This is a genomic window from Cupriavidus sp. GW823-FHT07A04 (genome assembly GCF_058794615.1).
On record NZ_JBXAHA010000002.1, the window covers coordinates 76,450 to 90,540 of the forward strand.

Sequence of the window (14,091 nt, forward strand, 5' to 3'; positions counted from 1 at the left end):
ATCGCTCGAACCTTTACCGCAGCACCGAACCACGCATACCGAAAGAAACTGCCATGTCTAGTTCCAAAGTTGTCGTCATTACAGGCGTGTCCTCGGGCATCGGCCGTGCCACCGCCGCGAAGTTTGCGCTGCGGGGCTGTCTGGTATTCGGCACCGTGCGCAACGTCGCAAAAGCGCAGCCGCTACCGGGCGTTGAGCTGGTCGAGATGGATATCCGCGATGAAGCCTCTGTTCAGAGGGGGATCCAGGCCATCATCGCGCAGGCCGAGCGCATCGACGTGCTGGTCAACAGTGCCGGCGTGACGCTGCTCGGAGCGACCGAAGAAACCTCGATCGCCGAAGGGCAGGCGCTGTTTGACACCAACGTGTTTGGCATCTTGCGCACCACACGAGCCGTATTGCCACACATGCGCGAGCAAGGTTCGGGAAGAATTGTCAACATCAGCTCGGTGCTCGGGTTTCTGCCAGCGCCGTACATGGGTCTCTATTCGGCGTCCAAACACGCCGTGGAGGGGGTGTCCGAAACACTGGACCACGAGGTGCGCAAGTTCGGCATCCGTGTGGTGCTTGTCGAACCCTCATTTACCAAGACTAGTCTGGACATCAATGCCCCTCATGCAGTTTCCAAGGTAACTGCCTACGACGACGAGCGCAGCGTCGTTTCGCAGGCGATTCAAGAAAGTGTACAAAAAGCACCGGATCCCGATGGCGTCGCGAGCACGGTCGTCGATGCCGCCTTTGGTACGTGGAAAATGCGCCGCACACCCAAAGGCGAGGCCTCCCTCCTGAGCAAGCTGCGCCGTTTCATGCCGGCAGGCCCGGTCGATGCAAGTCTGCGGAAAACGTTCGGGCTCTCCTGAGGCGCTTTATCCCATCCACCGCTTTGCGGAGGTTCTGCGGATTCTTTGCGAATCCCGGCCGACCATCGCTAGGCACCCGCGTTTTGCCGCCATGATGGCGGCGGCCGTGGTCTGCCCTGCGGCTTGCATGTCATGATTCGCACCAGACCACCACGCCGTCGCGCCGCCACGCGCTTCACGAACCCACCGGGACCAGACCATGACCACATTGATTGCCGCCGACGTTACCGCTGCTGCCACGGGGATGAGCCAGCAGGACCTGCGCCTGCTGCGCGAGGCCATCCGCCTGTCGGCGGCGTCCCGCGCCCGCGGGCGGCATCCTTTTGCGGCGCTGGTGGCGGACGCCGACGGCAATATCATCGCCAGCGCCGGCAACAACTCGATGCCGCCCGAGGGCGACCCCACCCAGCATGCCGAACTGGTCGCCGCGGCCGAAGCCGCCCGCAAGCTGTCGCCGCAGGCACTCGCCAGCGCCACGCTCTACACCAGCGCGGAGCCCTGCTGCATGTGTGCCGGCGCGATCTACTGGTGCAACATCGGGCGGGTCGTGTACGCGCTGTCCGAGCACCGGTTGCTGACGCTGACCGGCGCGCACCCCGAGAACCCCACCTTCTCGCTGCCCTGCCGGGAGGTGTTCGCGCGCGGGCAGCACAGCGTCGCCGTGCTGGGCCCCGCGCTGGAGGACGAGGCGGCGCAGGCGCACGCGGGCTTCTGGCAGGACTGATCGCGCTTCGGCGCCGGGCTGCGCCTCAAGCCAGCGGCGCCGGCGCCGCCATGCCGAACTTGTCCAGCCAGGGCTGGATCTGCGGCAGGATGGCGGGATTCAGCGCCACGCCATCGCGCAGCTGGCGCGCCTTGCGTTCCAGCGCACCCTGCCCCGGCAGGCGCACGCGATCCACGCCAGGGCGCGGCGGATTATCCGTGCAGGCCCGCGCGATCCAGCCCATTTGCCCGGCAAAGGCTTCTTCACCGGCAAAGGCAGACGGATCCAGTATCTGCAGGAACACGGTATTGCCCCAGCGCTTGCCCGGATCGTCGCGGCCATGGCCGGACAGGCCGGCGGTCAGCGCTTCCACCATCAGCGACAACGCATAGCCCTTATGGCCGGCATCGAGCCCGCCCAGCGGCAGGATCGAGCCCGCGTGCGGCGCAAACATGACGGCGGGGTCGTCGCTGGCGTTCCCGTTCTCATCGATCAGCCACTGGTGCGGCAGGCGCTTGCCTTCCTTGTACAGCCGCGTGGTCAGGCCGACCGTGGTGACCGAGGTGGAGACATCGATCAGCACCGGGCCGTCGGGCGTGGGAAAGCCCGCCGCCACAGGACTGGGCGAGAACACGGGGCGGGTGCCGCCGAACGGCGCCACGGTCATGGCGGCCGGCGCCGAAGAGTACAGCAGCATGACGAAGCCTTCCCGCGTGGCGCGCTCCAGGTAGGCGGCCAGGCACGCAATATGGTGCGCGCGGCGGATGGTGACCGTGCCGGTGCCGTAGTCGCGCGCCCGCGCCATCGCGCTTTGCATGGCGCGCAGGGTCAGCCAGGGCCCCGGCAGGCGCTTGCCGTCCCAGGTGGCCACGGCGGCGCGGTTGGCCAGCACCTCGTAGTCCTCCTTGACGGCCATGCTGCCGCTTTCGATCTCGGCCAGGTAGGTGGGCAGCAATTGCAGGCCGTGTGTATCGTGGCCCATCAGGTCGCCTTCGACCAGGATGTCCGCCACGTCGGCGGCCCGGTCGGCGGGCATGCCCGCGCGCTCGAACATGGCCTGCGCCATGCTGCGCAGCGCGGCGGCGTCATGGCGCACGGTGGCTGGGGGTTGGCTTTGCATAGGGGCTCCGTCAGGTCGGGCGCGACCGGCGCGCCCAGGGTTTTACTCGTTGACCGATACGCCGGCCGCCTTGACCACCTTTTCCCAGCGCGCCTTCTCGGCCAGCGCGAAGACCTGGAATTCTGCGGCGGGCTTGGGGTCCGGCTCGGCGCCGGCATGGACCAGCTGCTCGCGGAACTCGGGCCTGCGCATGGCCGCCATCACCGCATCGCTCACCTTCGACACGATCTCGCGCGGCGTGCCAGCCGGGGCAAACAGGCCGAACCACGAGCCGGTCACAAAGCCTGGCAGGCCGGCTTCTTCCATCGTCGGCACATCAGGCAGCGCGCTCATGCGCTGGGTGCCGGTCACGGCAAGCGCCTTGAGCTTGCCGGACTTGACGAAGGGCAGCGAGGTCGGCGCGTTGTCGAACATGATCTGCACCTGCCCGCCCATCAGGTCGGTCACCGCCAGCGCGCTGCCCTTGTACGGCACATGCACCATCTGGATTCCGGTCATGACCTTGTACAGCTCGCCCGACAGGTGGATCGAGCTGCCCGCACCCGACGAGGCAAAGGTGGCCTTGCCGTTTTCGCTCTTCACGAACTGCGTGAGTTCCTTGACGTTCTTTGCCGGCACGGCGGGATTGACCACCAGGATATTCGGCACCGAGGCGACCATGGCCACGGCAGTGAAATCCTTGGCCGTATCGTAGGGCATCTTGCGATAGAAGCTGGCATTGATCGCATTGGTGCCAACCGTGCCCATCAGGAAGGTGTAGCCGTCCGGCGCCGACTTGGCAACGATGTCGGCGCCGATGTTGCCCGAGGCGCCGGGGCGGTTTTCCACCACCACCGGCTGGCCCAGCGCCTTTTGCAGGTCGCGCCCGATCAGCCGGGCCACGATATCCGTATTGCCGCCAGCGGCAAACGGCACCACCACGCGGATCGGCCTGGACGGATAGGTGTCCGCCTGCACGGGCAACGCCACGCACGCGGCGGTGGCGGCCAGGGCGGCCAGCAGCGTGCGGCGCAACGGCTTGTAGCTTTGATGCATGGGTGTCTCCTCTCAGGTTCTTGTTGTGATGCTTGGCGCGTGGCGTGCAGTGCGCTCAGTGCGATGCGCCCGGCAGCAGCCGGCCCGGGTTCATCAGCCCGTGCGGGTCCAGCGCGTGCTTGATCTTTTGCATCAGCTTCATTTCCACAGCGGATTTGTAGTGCGCGTTCTTGTCGACCTTGAGCTGGCCGATGCCATGTTCGGCCGAGATCGAGCCACGCACACGGTGCACGGCCTCGTACACCAGCGCGCTGATGGCCGCGCCGTTGGCCCGCACAAAGTCCGCTTGCGACATGCCGTACGGCGCGCTGACGTTGTAATGCAGGTTGCCGTCGCCCAGATGGCCAAAAGCCAGTACGCGAGCGCCGGGATTGGCGGCCACGATGGCGGCGCTGGTGTGCGCAATGAACGCGGCGATCGCGGAGATCGGCACCGAGATGTCGTGCTTGAGGTTGTCGCCCTCCAGCGACTGGGCCTGCGGCAGGTGATGGCGGATCCGCCACAGCCCATCGGACTGCGCCAGCGAGGCCGCGATGGCAGCGTCCGCCACGATGCCAGCCTCGAAGGCCTCTTCCATCAGCTCCCCGAAGGCCTGCGTGGCGTGCGCCTCGCTATGCGGGTCGCTGCTCTCCAGCAGCACATACCAGGGATGCTCCTGCCCGAAGGGCGCGCGGCAGTCCGGGAAATGTCGCGCCACCAGTGCCACGCACACGCCGCTCATCAACTCGAACGCCGTCAGCGTGGCGGCTAGCCGGCGCTGGGCCAGTTCCAGCAGGCGCAGTGCCGCATGCGGATCGCTCACCGCGGCCAGCGCCGTCATGCGCGCCGCCGGACGCGGGAACAACTTGAGGGTGGCGGCAGTGATCACGCCCAACGTGCCCTCCGCGCCGATAAAGAGCTGCTTGAGGTCGTAGCCGGTGTTGTCCTTGCGCAGGCCGCGCAGGCCGTCCCAGATCTCGCCGTCGGGCGTTACCACTTCCAGCCCCAGGCACAGCTCGCGTGTATTGCCGTAGCGCAGCACCTGCACCCCGCCCGCGTTGCTGGCGAGATTGCCGCCGATGGTGCAACTGCCCTCCGCGCCGAGCGACAGCGGGTACAAGCGCCCCGCTTCCTGCGCCGCCTGCTGCACGGCGGCCAGGATGCAGCCCGCCTCCGCGGTGAGCGTGTTGTTGATCGGATCGATCTCGCGGATGCGGTTCAACCGCGCCGTGGACAGCACCAGCGCGCGGCCGCGGTCGTCCGGGATGGCGCCACCCACCATGCCCGTATTGCCACCCTGCGGCACCAGCGGCACCTGGCGCGCCGCGCACCAGCGCACGATGGCCGCCACGTCGGCCGTGCTATCGGGCTGCGCCACGGCCAGGGCGCGGCCGGTCCAGCTGCGGCGCCAGTCGGTGAGAAACGGCGCAGTGTCATCGGCGGCGCTCAGCAAGCGGCCGGCAAACTGGCTGCGCAAGTCGGCCAGCGTGGCATCGGTCATGGGATGTCTCCTGTCTTGTATTTTGTTTTTTGCTTTCTTCTTCTTTCAGTCCGCGATCCGCATCGCCGGGGTGATCTGGCGCGGGTCCGTGACCAGCTCCAGCACGGCGGGCTTGCCCGCGGCCTGCGCGCGCGCAAAGGCCGCGGCGAAATCTTCCGTCTGCGTCACGCGCTCCGCCCAGGCCCCGCACGACTGCGCCATCGCCACAAAATCCGGGCTCGGGATGTCCGTGCCGCTAACGCGCCCGGGATAGCGCTTCTCCTGGTGCATGCGGATGGTGCCGTACATGCCGTTGTTGACCACCACCACGATCAGGTTGGCGCCGTACTGCGCGGCCGTGGCCACTTCCTGCGGGTACATCAGGAAGCAGCCGTCGCCGGCGAAGCACACCACGGTGCGCTGCGGGTCGCGCAGCTTGGCGGCGATCGCCGCGGGCAGGCCGTAGCCCATGGCACCGCAGGTGGGGGCCAGTTCGGTGCGCGGCTGGCGATAGGCGTAGTAGCGATGCAGCCAGACCGTGTAATTGCCCGCGCCGTTGGTCAGCACGGCGTCGTCGGGCAAGACCCGGTCCAGGTGCGCGACCACCGCGCTCATGTCCACGCCGGTGAGCTGCGGGTGCGGCTTGGCCGGGGCCACGAGAGCGTTATGCGCGGCGCGCGCGGCGCTGGTCCAGTCGCCCCAGCGCACCGCCGCCGGCGGCGTGAGCGCGGCCAGCATGGCGGCGCCGGGCTCGATGCCCGCATGGATGGCCAGCTCGGGCTGGTAGACGCGGCCCAGCTCGGCGCTGTCGGCGTGCAGGTGAAACAGGCGCTGGCGCGGCTGCGGGGCCTCCAGCAAGGTGTAGCCGTCGGTCGCGATATCGCCCAGCCGCGTGCCGAAGGCCAGGATCACGTCGGCCGTGCGCACGCGCTCGGCCAACGCCGGGTTGACGCCCAGACTGAGGTGCCCAACGTAGTGCGGATCGCGATTATCGAATACGTCCTGGCGGCGGAACGCACAGGCCACCGGCAGGTTCCAGCGCTGCACGAAGGCCGCAAAATCGGCCGCCGCCTGCGCGCTCCAGTTGGCGCCGCCGGCAATCACCAGCGGGCGCTCGGCCCCCGCCAGCGCGGCAGCGAGCGCATCGGCATCGACCGCGCGCGGTGCCGCCGCCACCGGGCGATAGCGGCCAGTATCGGCCACCTCGCACAGGCCGTCCAGGACGTCTTCGGGCAGGGAAATCACCACCGGGCCGGGCCGGCCCGAGGTGGCGCACTGGAACGCGCGTGCCACCAGCTCAGGGATACGAGCCGGATCCTCGATCTCCACCACCCACTTGGCGATGGAGCCGAACATGGCGCCGTAGTCGACCTCCTGGAAGGCCTCCCGGCCCTTGTGGCCGCGAGCGATCTGCCCAACGAAGAGCAGCATCGGCGTGGAATCCTGCGCTGCGATATGCACGCCGATGCTGGCGTGCGTGGCGCCCGGGCCGCGCGTGACGAAGCAGATGCCCGGGCGGCCCGTGAGCTTGCCGTCGGCCTCTGCCATGTTGGCCGCGGCGCCTTCGTGCTTGCAGACGATCAGGTCAATGGCGGGCTGGTCGTGCAGCGCGTCGAGGACATCCAGGAAGCTCTCACCCGGCACGCAGAAGATACGCTCCGCGCCGTGGATGCGCAGCGCGTCCACCAGGATCCGGCCGCCGGAGCGCGCCGCCGGATTGGCGGAGGAGGAAGTGGAAGGCACGGTAGCTGCAACGGATTGGCTGGTCATGGCAGAAAGGAAATGGTGCAGTGCAATCGGGCCGGAGCCGGGATGAGAGCAATCCGGAACCTCCGGGAATGTAGCGATTGTTACGTCGCGAACGCTTCGGGCGCCTGGCTTCAGGCGCATTTCTGTTATGCGTAAAACGCAAGGCTACTACCACGGCACGCGTGTAGCCTGTTGCCAGGCGATCCCACCCTGCCACATGCGCCGCTTGCCAGAGCATAGCGGCCACGTCACGCAGCGCAAAGGACGATGGCCCAGACAAAAATACAATGGAGACCAAGACATGCTTCTGCAGCTTCTGCACCTGCGGCCCCTTCGGGCCAGCCAGCCGGCCCATCAGTCCCATCCCGTTTTGCAGCCCGTTTTGCAGCCCGTTTTGCAGCCCATTTTCCGCGCCGTTTCCCCATCTCGCCGCGCCTTTGGCCTGCTCGCCTGCACCCTGGCCGCCGTTGGCGCGCTGCCGGCGCATGCGCAGGACACCTGGCCGGCCAAGCCGGTCAACTACGTGGTGCCCTTTGCCGCGGGCGGCACCACCGACGTGCTCGGCCGCCTGATTGGCCAGCGCCTGTCGCAGATGATCGGCCAGCCAGTGGTGGTGGAGAACCGCGCCGGCGCGGGCGGCAATATCGGCTCCGACTATGTGGCCAAGGCCGCGCCGGACGGTTACACCCTGGTCGGCGGCACCATCAGCTCGCACTCGATCAATGTGAGCCTGTATCCGAAGATGCCTTACGACCCGATCAAGAACTTCCAGCCCGTGGCCCTGATCGGCACCCTGCCCAACCTGCTGGTGGTCAACGCCAACAGCCCGTGGAAGACCGTGCAGGACGTGATCGCCGCCGCCAAGGCCAAGCCCGGCGCCGTCTCCTTCGGCTCGGCCGGCAACGGCACCTCGCAGCACCTGGCCGGCGAACTGTTCTCCAGCATGGCGGGCGTCAAGCTGCTCCACGTGCCGTTCAAGGGCAGCAGCCCCGCCGTGCAAGCCCTGCTGGGCAACCAAGTTGATGTCTTGTTCGAGAACAGCGTGGCCGCCATGCCGATGATTCAGTCCGGCAAGTTCCGCGCGCTGGCCACCACGGCTGCCAAGCGCGCCCGCGAACTGCCGGACGTGCCGACCGTGGCCGAAGCCGGCGGCGCGAAACTGCAAGGCTACGAGATCGTTTCCTGGCAAGCCGTGTTTGCCCCCGCTGGCACGCCTGCACCCATCGTCAACCGCCTTGCCGCGGACATCGGCAAGATCATCCAGGAGCCCGACATGCGCGCCCGGCTGGCCTCGCTCGGGATCGAGCCGTCCGGCGCCGGCCCGGCCGAACTGGGCGCGTTCCAGAAGAGCGAAGTGGCCAAGTGGGCGCAGCTGATCAAGAGCGCCAACATCCGGCCGGAATGACGCCAGTGCATGGCTCGCATGGCTTGCCGGGTACCCAAGCCGGGCCCGGCGGCTTATCATGGGGGCCGCCATGTTCGACCGATTTCCCCACCGATCTCCCCTTCTCTTTCGAACCCCAAGCTCATGAGTGAACACCGCATCCCGACTCCCGCCCTCCATCAATGGGTGGTCGATCTCTGGCTCGCCGCCGGCTCCGATGCCCGCGAGGCCCGCCTGACCGCCGACCACCTCGTCGGCGCCAACCTGTCTGGCCACGACTCGCACGGGGTCGGCATGATCCCGAAGTACGTGATGTCCTGGCAAGGCGAGCAGCTTCAACTGAACCAGCGCGTGAGCGTGGTGCACGAGGCTGGCGGCATCCTCAGCCTGGATGGCAATCGCGGCATGGGCCAGGCGGTGACCGAGGAAGCCATGGGCCTGGCCATCGAGCGCGCGCGCGAGCACGGCGTATGCGTGCTGGGGCTGCGCGCCTCGCACCACCTGGGCCGGGTTGGGCACTGGGCCGAGCAGGCTACCGCTGCCGGCATGATCTCCATCCACTTCGTCAATGTCCTATCCAAGCCGATCGTGGCCCCGCATGGCGGCTATGAGGCGCGCTATGGCACCAACCCGTTCACCATCGGCGTGCCGGTGGCCGGCGGCGAGCCGCTGGTGATGGATTTCGCCACCAGCGCGATCGCGCTGGGCAAGGTGCGCGTGGCCAACAACAAAGGCGTGACGGTGCCCCCGGGCTGCCTGCTCGACACCGAAGGCCATCCTACCGACGACCCGGCCGTGATGTTCCCGCCCGCTGGCCAGGCGCAGGGCGCGCTGCGCCCCTTTGGCGAGCACAAGGGCTACGTGCTGGCGGTGATGTGCGAACTGCTGGGCGCGGCGGTCACCGGTGGCCACACCATCCGCCCGGAAACCCTGAGCCACGAGCACGCGGTCTGGAACAATATGCTGGCCATCGTGTTCGACCCCGAGCGCCTGGGCAGCAGCACCACCTTTGGCCATGAAGTGCAGGCCTTCGTCGACTGGCTGCGCTCGTCGCACCTGCAGCCCGGCACCGATGCCATCCTGCTGCCCGGCGAGCCGGAACGTGCCTGGCGCCGCGCCCGCGCCGAATTCATGCCGGTGGACAGCGGCACGCTGGCCCAGCTTGACGACGCCGCGGCGCGCGTGCAGGCAGCGCGCGGCAAGTCGCCCGGCCCGCTGTCGCGGCTGGCGGTGGACTGATCCCCCACCCCGGCGACTTACCGAAACCTTCAGGCCTAGCGACCATGCCCCACCTCATCATTGAAATTACCGAAAACACCCGCCTCACCTGCTCGCAGGAAGAACTGCTGGACGAGGCCAATGCCGCGCTGCTGGCCTCCGGCCAGTTCGGTGAGCCGGACATCAAGTCGCGCTGCATCACGCTGACCTCCTACCGCCAGGGCACCGAAGCGCGCGAGCGCGCTTTCGTCCATGCGCGCCTGCACATCCTGGACGGCCGCGACCTGGCCGTGCGCCAGGCACTGAGCCAGGCGATCTGCGAGGTCATTGCCGACGCGGTGCGCCCGGCCAACGCGGAAGACAGCGTGCAGGTCAGCGTGGAGGTGGTGGAGATGGAACGCGCCAGCTTCACCAAGCAGATCGTCAGCGGTTCGCACTGATCCGCCAGACCAGCAAGCCATCTGGCATCAGCGATGGCCCCGCAGCCAGTCGAAGGCTGAATGCGGGGCCACACCGCCCTGCAGACCGGGGTCACCGGCTGGCCCATTCACCTTCCAGACTGAAAACAGGAACACCATCGTCATGTCCTCCCTCCCGAATTCAACCTTGCCTTCGCCCCTGCCCAACCGCTTTCGTGCCGACGTGCTGGCGCACAAGCGCTTGATCGGGTGCTGGTGCTCGCTGGGCAACGCCAACACCACCGAGATCCTCGGCCTGGCCGGCTTCGACTGGCTGCTGCTCGACGCAGAGCATTCGCCCAACGACGTGCTGACCTTCATCCCGCAACTGATGGCGCTGCAAGGCAGCGTGAGCGCGCCGGTAGTGCGCCCGCCCGCCAACGATCCGGTGTTGATCAAGCGCCTGCTGGACATCGGCTTCTACAATTTCCTGATTCCCTTTGTGGAGAGCGCGGAGCAGGCCGGGCGCGCGGTGAGCGCCACCCGCTATCCGCCAGCGGGCATGCGTGGCGTGTCGTCGGTCCAGCGTAGCAACCGCTATGGCACGGTGCCGGAGTACTTCAGCCAGATCAATGACAATATCTGCGTGCTGGTGCAGATCGAAAGCCGCAAAGGCGTGGACGCGGCCGACGAGATCTGCGCGGTCGATGGGGTCGACGGCATCTTTATCGGCCCGAACGACCTCGCGGCCGCTTACGGCCACCTCGGCAACCCCAACCACCCCGAAGTGCAGGCGCAGGTGGCGCGCATCTTCGAGGCCGCCAGGCGCGCCGGCAAGGCCGTAGGCACGCTGACACCGGTAGAAGCCGACGCGCGCCGCTACCTGGACATGGGCGCGAGCTTCGTGGCGGTGGGCGTGGACCAGAGTCTCTTCCGTACCGCGACGCAGGCGCTGCGCGATCGTTTCGCCAGCTAAGCGTTGCGATGAACTCCGAGGATCTGGCCTGCTTCGTCTGCGTCGCCAACACGCAGAGCATCTCGCGCGCCGCGCTCGAAATGGGCGCGGACCAGTCCACCGTAAGCCGGCAGATCGCCCGGCTGGAAGCCGCGCTGGACACCCGCCTGTTTCACCGCAGCGGGCGCGGCGTGGTGCTGACCGAAGCCGGCCAGACGTTGATTGTCTATGCGCGGCAGGTAGCGGCCACGCTGGCCGAAGCCCGCGAAGCCATCCGCGCTTCGTCGGCGCAAGGCCCTGCGCAACTGGTGATCGCGGCGCAGCCCACCATCGCCAACACCGCATTCGCCAGCATCGGCACCGCGCTCAAGCAACGCTTCCCGGCGACCAAAGTGCGCTTCGTCGAAGGACTGGCCAGCCCCGTGCTCGCCTGGCTGGCGGCTGGCGAGATCGACGTAGCCCTGCTCTACCTGCCCGAGCAGCAAGGGGCGCTGAAGGTCGACATCCTGCTGGAAGAAGACCTGACCCTGGTCACGCCGACATCCTGGAGCCACCTCGGCCCGACCTTCCCCGTGCGCCGCCTTGGCGAAGTGCCGCTGATCCTGCCCAGCACCGGACACGGCCTGCGCGTGCTGGCCGAATCGCTCGCTGCTCGCGCGGGCACCACCCTGCAACTGGCGCTGGAATGCGACGCGTCCAATACCGTATCGATGCGCCTGGTGGAAGACGGCTGCGGCGCCACCCTGCTGCCGTTTGCCGCGGTCGCGGATCGCGTAGCGCAAGGCCGGCTGCATTCCGCCCGGCTGGTGGATCCGGTCGTGACGCGGCAGGTGGCGCTTGCCACCGCGCGTAATCGCACACCGGTGCCGGAATTGTGGGACATCATGCAAACGGTGCGGCAGTCTGTGCGCAATATCGTGATGTCGGGGGCGTGGCCGGGGGCGCGGTTGATTTGACACCTCAGATGCTGGCTGCCTGTTGCCGCCTTGAAGGTTTTGCAACCGCCGCCTAGGCTCGATGCCTGAAGCCAACGCTTGGGAGAACGCCCGTGCACGCCGACCAACTCCGCACCCTCCAGGCCCCGCTCAAGGAAAAGTACCGAGAACACCCCGAGGCTGCCTTGATCACCTTGCGTGCATCGAGCCGCCTGGGCGAGGGGGTTACCTGCCACGTCGAAACCGGCAAGGCCATGGTCCAAGCCGGCCTGCATCCTGCCACCGGCGGCACCGGCCTGAGCGCCTGCTCCGGCGACATGCTGCTGGAGGCCCTGGCCGCCTGCGCTGGCGTCACGCTGAATGCGGTGGCTACCGCGCTGGGCATCGTGCTGCGCGATGCGCGCGTGCTGGTGGAAGGCGACCTCGATTTTCGCGGCACGCTTGGCGTGAGCAAGGACGCCGCCGTGGGCTTGCGCGCGATCCGGATGCGGTTTGAACTGGATACCGATGCCCAGGCCGAGCAGCTCGAATCGCTGCTGCGGCTGACCGAGCGCTATTGCGTGGTGTATCAGACACTCGCCCGCGGTACGAAGATCGACGTAACCCATGCCGCCGGCACGGGGCCGGCGGCATAGCCTGCCGGGAAGCGCTCAGGGCTTGATGTTCTGGTTGTGGCGGAACAGGTTGTTGGGGTCGTACCGCCGCTTGACCTCGACCAGCCGGGCATGGTTCGGCCCGTACGCGGCACCGACGCGATCGCCCTCTTCCTGCGTCAGGAAATTCACGTATACGGAGCCAAGCGCGTACGGTGCGGCGGCCTGGAACACCTCGCGCGACCAGGCGATGCAGGCGGCGTCGTCAGCCGGCTCGGTCCAGCGTCCATGCACGTTCATCACGTAGTTGGCATCGCGATTGGGGTAAGCCATGGCGTCTGCCGCGACCCGGTTGGTCTGGCCGCCCATGGCGCCGATGAAGATCTCGGTGTGCGGCGAGGGCAGCTTGTTGACGTAATCCACCAGCAACGTGAGCAGGCCATCATCCAGCCCGGCGAAGTTGTGCGATTTCCAGTAGTTGCGCGCCCCCGGCGTGAGCAGAGGATCGAACGCCTGCTGCCACGCAGCAAACGGCATGGGTCCGACATGCTCGCCATAGGGCGTGCCGAGATGGCGCAATGGCTCAACCAGTTGCGGCCCGTTGGCTGGCGGCCCGATGTAGCAGATGGCCAGCGCCACGATGGGCTTGCCATGGGTCTGCGGCGGCAGGAACGGCAGCGGCGGCGCGAGCCGCATCACGGCCCACACGGTCAGCTCGTCGGGCATGCCGTCTAGGCGGTCGCGCAGGGCTTGCAACACGGCCACGCCCTGCTCCAGTGGATAGACGATCAGGCCACCATAGATCTCCGGGCCGACTGGCCGCAGGGCGAACTCGAACATGGTGACCACGCCGAAATTGCCGCCGCCGCCGCGAATGGCCCAGAACAGGTCGGGATGCTCAGTGGCGCTGGCGTGCACCAGCTTGCCATCGGCTGTCACCACCTGGGCGCTGACCAGGTTGTCCACGGTGGTGCCGTACTTGCGGCTGATCCAGCCAAAGCCGCCGCCCAGGGTGAGTCCGGCCACGCCGGTGGTGGAGTTGATGCCAAGCGGCGTGGCAAGGCCGAAGGCCTGCGCCTCGTGGTCGAAATCGCCCAGCGTGGCCCCGGGCTCGACATAGGCGCGCAGCGCGGTGGGGTCGATCCGCACCGATTTCATGCCCGACAGGTCCAGCGTGATGCCGTCATCGCAAAGCGCCAGGCCGCCGATGTTGTGGCCGCCGGCGCGTACTGACAGCGGCACGCCGTTGTCCCGCGCGAACGCGACCGTATCGATGACATCGGCCGCGCCGGCGCTTTTGACGATCAGCGCGGGACGGCGGTCGATCATGGCGTTCCAGACTTGCCTCGCCTGCTCATAGCCCGGCTCGCCAGGTTGCAGCACCTGGCCTCTCAGTTTCGACTTCAACCCATTGACCAGCTCACTCGACAAATCGGCCATGATGCACCTCGCGACGGAATCCCGGATAGGGGTTCGGCCGCGGCACTGGCCGCGCGCCACGAAGCAAGGCTTGATCCGTGCTTCATCCGTCTCCGGCGTCATGTCGGGGAGAGGATGGCATGGCGAACTGAAGGGGGGAAGGCAGCAGGCGTGGTAGCCAGGAGAAGGGCCGAATCCTTCCTCATTTAAGGTTGGCCCCCGGCGAATGTAAAGCGGCCGGGACACTGGTCCCGGCCGCGTAT

At 67.5% G+C, this 14,091-nt stretch carries 13 protein-coding genes; 8 read left to right on the forward strand and 5 right to left on the reverse strand.

All coding sequences use genetic code 11. The annotated features are described in order from the left end of the window. Positions 1–53 precede the first annotated feature (53 nt). Positions 54–860: an oxidoreductase gene (locus AC1Q7Q_RS03615; RefSeq protein ID WP_492374249.1), complete on the forward strand. Its 807-nt coding sequence runs from the start codon at positions 54–56 to the stop codon at positions 858–860. A gap of 199 nt (positions 861–1,059) precedes the next feature. Further along, positions 1,060–1,584 carry a nucleoside deaminase gene (locus tag AC1Q7Q_RS03620; RefSeq protein ID WP_492374250.1) on the forward strand — a complete coding sequence of 175 codons (525 nt, stop codon included), beginning with the start codon at positions 1,060–1,062 and terminating at the stop codon, positions 1,582–1,584. A gap of 25 nt (positions 1,585–1,609) precedes the next feature. On the opposite strand, the gene AC1Q7Q_RS03625 is transcribed toward AC1Q7Q_RS03620, so the two are convergent. The 4 genes from AC1Q7Q_RS03625 to AC1Q7Q_RS03640 are packed head-to-tail and all read right to left on the reverse strand — an operon-like array spanning position 1,610 to position 6,947. Then, positions 1,610–2,683, reverse strand: a complete 1,074-nt coding sequence (locus AC1Q7Q_RS03625) for an Ldh family oxidoreductase (RefSeq protein WP_492374251.1) — start codon at positions 2,681–2,683, stop codon at positions 1,610–1,612. A 42-nt stretch (positions 2,684–2,725) separates the two neighbouring features. Further along, complete coding sequence (locus tag AC1Q7Q_RS03630) at positions 2,726–3,718, reverse strand: Bug family tripartite tricarboxylate transporter substrate binding protein (RefSeq protein WP_492374252.1); 993 nt, start codon at positions 3,716–3,718, stop codon at positions 2,726–2,728. 55 nt (positions 3,719–3,773) lie between these two features. After that, entirely contained in the window at positions 3,774–5,198 is a 1,425-nt protein-coding gene (locus AC1Q7Q_RS03635; RefSeq protein WP_492374253.1) for an FAD-binding oxidoreductase, read from the reverse strand. A gap of 45 nt (positions 5,199–5,243) precedes the next feature. After that, a complete protein-coding gene (locus AC1Q7Q_RS03640) occupies positions 5,244–6,947 on the reverse strand; it encodes a thiamine pyrophosphate-binding protein (protein ID WP_492374254.1) in 1,704 nt (567 codons plus the stop codon). A 280-nt stretch (positions 6,948–7,227) separates the two neighbouring features. On the opposite strand from AC1Q7Q_RS03640, the gene AC1Q7Q_RS03645 reads away from it, so the two are divergent. The 6 genes from AC1Q7Q_RS03645 to AC1Q7Q_RS03670 all read left to right on the forward strand — a co-directional run bounded on the left by AC1Q7Q_RS03645 (position 7,228) and on the right by AC1Q7Q_RS03670 (position 12,451). Continuing rightward, on the forward strand, positions 7,228–8,331 hold the full coding sequence (locus AC1Q7Q_RS03645) for a Bug family tripartite tricarboxylate transporter substrate binding protein (protein ID WP_492374255.1): 1,104 nt from the start codon (positions 7,228–7,230) through the stop codon (positions 8,329–8,331). Positions 8,332–8,454: 123 nt separating this feature from the next. Further along, a complete protein-coding gene (locus tag AC1Q7Q_RS03650; RefSeq protein ID WP_492374256.1) occupies positions 8,455–9,549 on the forward strand; it encodes a malate/lactate/ureidoglycolate dehydrogenase in 1,095 nt (364 codons plus the stop codon). A 44-nt stretch (positions 9,550–9,593) separates the two neighbouring features. Continuing rightward, on the forward strand, positions 9,594–9,968 hold the full coding sequence (locus AC1Q7Q_RS03655; protein ID WP_043355096.1) for a 5-carboxymethyl-2-hydroxymuconate Delta-isomerase: 375 nt from the start codon (positions 9,594–9,596) through the stop codon (positions 9,966–9,968). 142 nt (positions 9,969–10,110) lie between these two features. Then, positions 10,111–10,902 (forward strand): 2-dehydro-3-deoxyglucarate aldolase, encoded by a 792-nt coding sequence (garL, locus tag AC1Q7Q_RS03660; RefSeq protein ID WP_492374257.1) that lies wholly within the window; start codon positions 10,111–10,113, stop codon positions 10,900–10,902. A gap of 8 nt (positions 10,903–10,910) precedes the next feature. Then, positions 10,911–11,837 (forward strand): LysR family transcriptional regulator, encoded by a 927-nt coding sequence (locus AC1Q7Q_RS03665; protein WP_492374258.1) that lies wholly within the window; start codon positions 10,911–10,913, stop codon positions 11,835–11,837. A gap of 92 nt (positions 11,838–11,929) precedes the next feature. Next, a complete protein-coding gene (locus AC1Q7Q_RS03670; protein WP_492374259.1) occupies positions 11,930–12,451 on the forward strand; it encodes an OsmC family protein in 522 nt (173 codons plus the stop codon). A gap of 15 nt (positions 12,452–12,466) precedes the next feature. Here AC1Q7Q_RS03670 and AC1Q7Q_RS03675 read toward each other — a convergent pair whose 3' ends face one another. Then, the gene (locus AC1Q7Q_RS03675; RefSeq protein WP_492374260.1) at positions 12,467–13,849 is read right to left on the reverse strand and encodes an FAD-binding oxidoreductase; all 1,383 of its coding nucleotides are present in this window, start codon (positions 13,847–13,849) and stop codon (positions 12,467–12,469) included. Between the last annotated feature and the right edge of the window lie 242 nt (positions 13,850–14,091).

What these genes read in the sequence shown, in the direction of transcription:
- AC1Q7Q_RS03665 (WP_492374258.1), top strand. Translation starts at nt 10,911, where the DNA reads ATGAACTCCGAGGATCTGGCCTGCTTCGTCTGCGTCGCCAACACGCAG.
- AC1Q7Q_RS03620 (WP_492374250.1), top strand. Translation starts at nt 1,060, where the DNA reads ATGACCACATTGATTGCCGCCGACGTTACCGCTGCTGCCACGGGGATG.
- AC1Q7Q_RS03650 (WP_492374256.1), top strand. Translation starts at nt 8,455, where the DNA reads ATGAGTGAACACCGCATCCCGACTCCCGCCCTCCATCAATGGGTGGTC.
- AC1Q7Q_RS03615 (WP_492374249.1), top strand. Translation starts at nt 54, where the DNA reads ATGTCTAGTTCCAAAGTTGTCGTCATTACAGGCGTGTCCTCGGGCATC.
- garL (WP_492374257.1), top strand. Translation starts at nt 10,111, where the DNA reads ATGTCCTCCCTCCCGAATTCAACCTTGCCTTCGCCCCTGCCCAACCGC.
- AC1Q7Q_RS03640 (WP_492374254.1), bottom strand. Translation starts at nt 6,947, where the DNA reads ATGACCAGCCAATCCGTTGCAGCTACCGTGCCTTCCACTTCCTCCTCC.
- AC1Q7Q_RS03635 (WP_492374253.1), bottom strand. Translation starts at nt 5,198, where the DNA reads ATGACCGATGCCACGCTGGCCGACTTGCGCAGCCAGTTTGCCGGCCGC.
- AC1Q7Q_RS03625 (WP_492374251.1), bottom strand. Translation starts at nt 2,683, where the DNA reads ATGCAAAGCCAACCCCCAGCCACCGTGCGCCATGACGCCGCCGCGCTG.
- AC1Q7Q_RS03645 (WP_492374255.1), top strand. Translation starts at nt 7,228, where the DNA reads ATGCTTCTGCAGCTTCTGCACCTGCGGCCCCTTCGGGCCAGCCAGCCG.
- AC1Q7Q_RS03655 (WP_043355096.1), top strand. Translation starts at nt 9,594, where the DNA reads ATGCCCCACCTCATCATTGAAATTACCGAAAACACCCGCCTCACCTGC.
- AC1Q7Q_RS03630 (WP_492374252.1), bottom strand. Translation starts at nt 3,718, where the DNA reads ATGCATCAAAGCTACAAGCCGTTGCGCCGCACGCTGCTGGCCGCCCTG.
- AC1Q7Q_RS03675 (WP_492374260.1), bottom strand. Translation starts at nt 13,849, where the DNA reads ATGGCCGATTTGTCGAGTGAGCTGGTCAATGGGTTGAAGTCGAAACTG.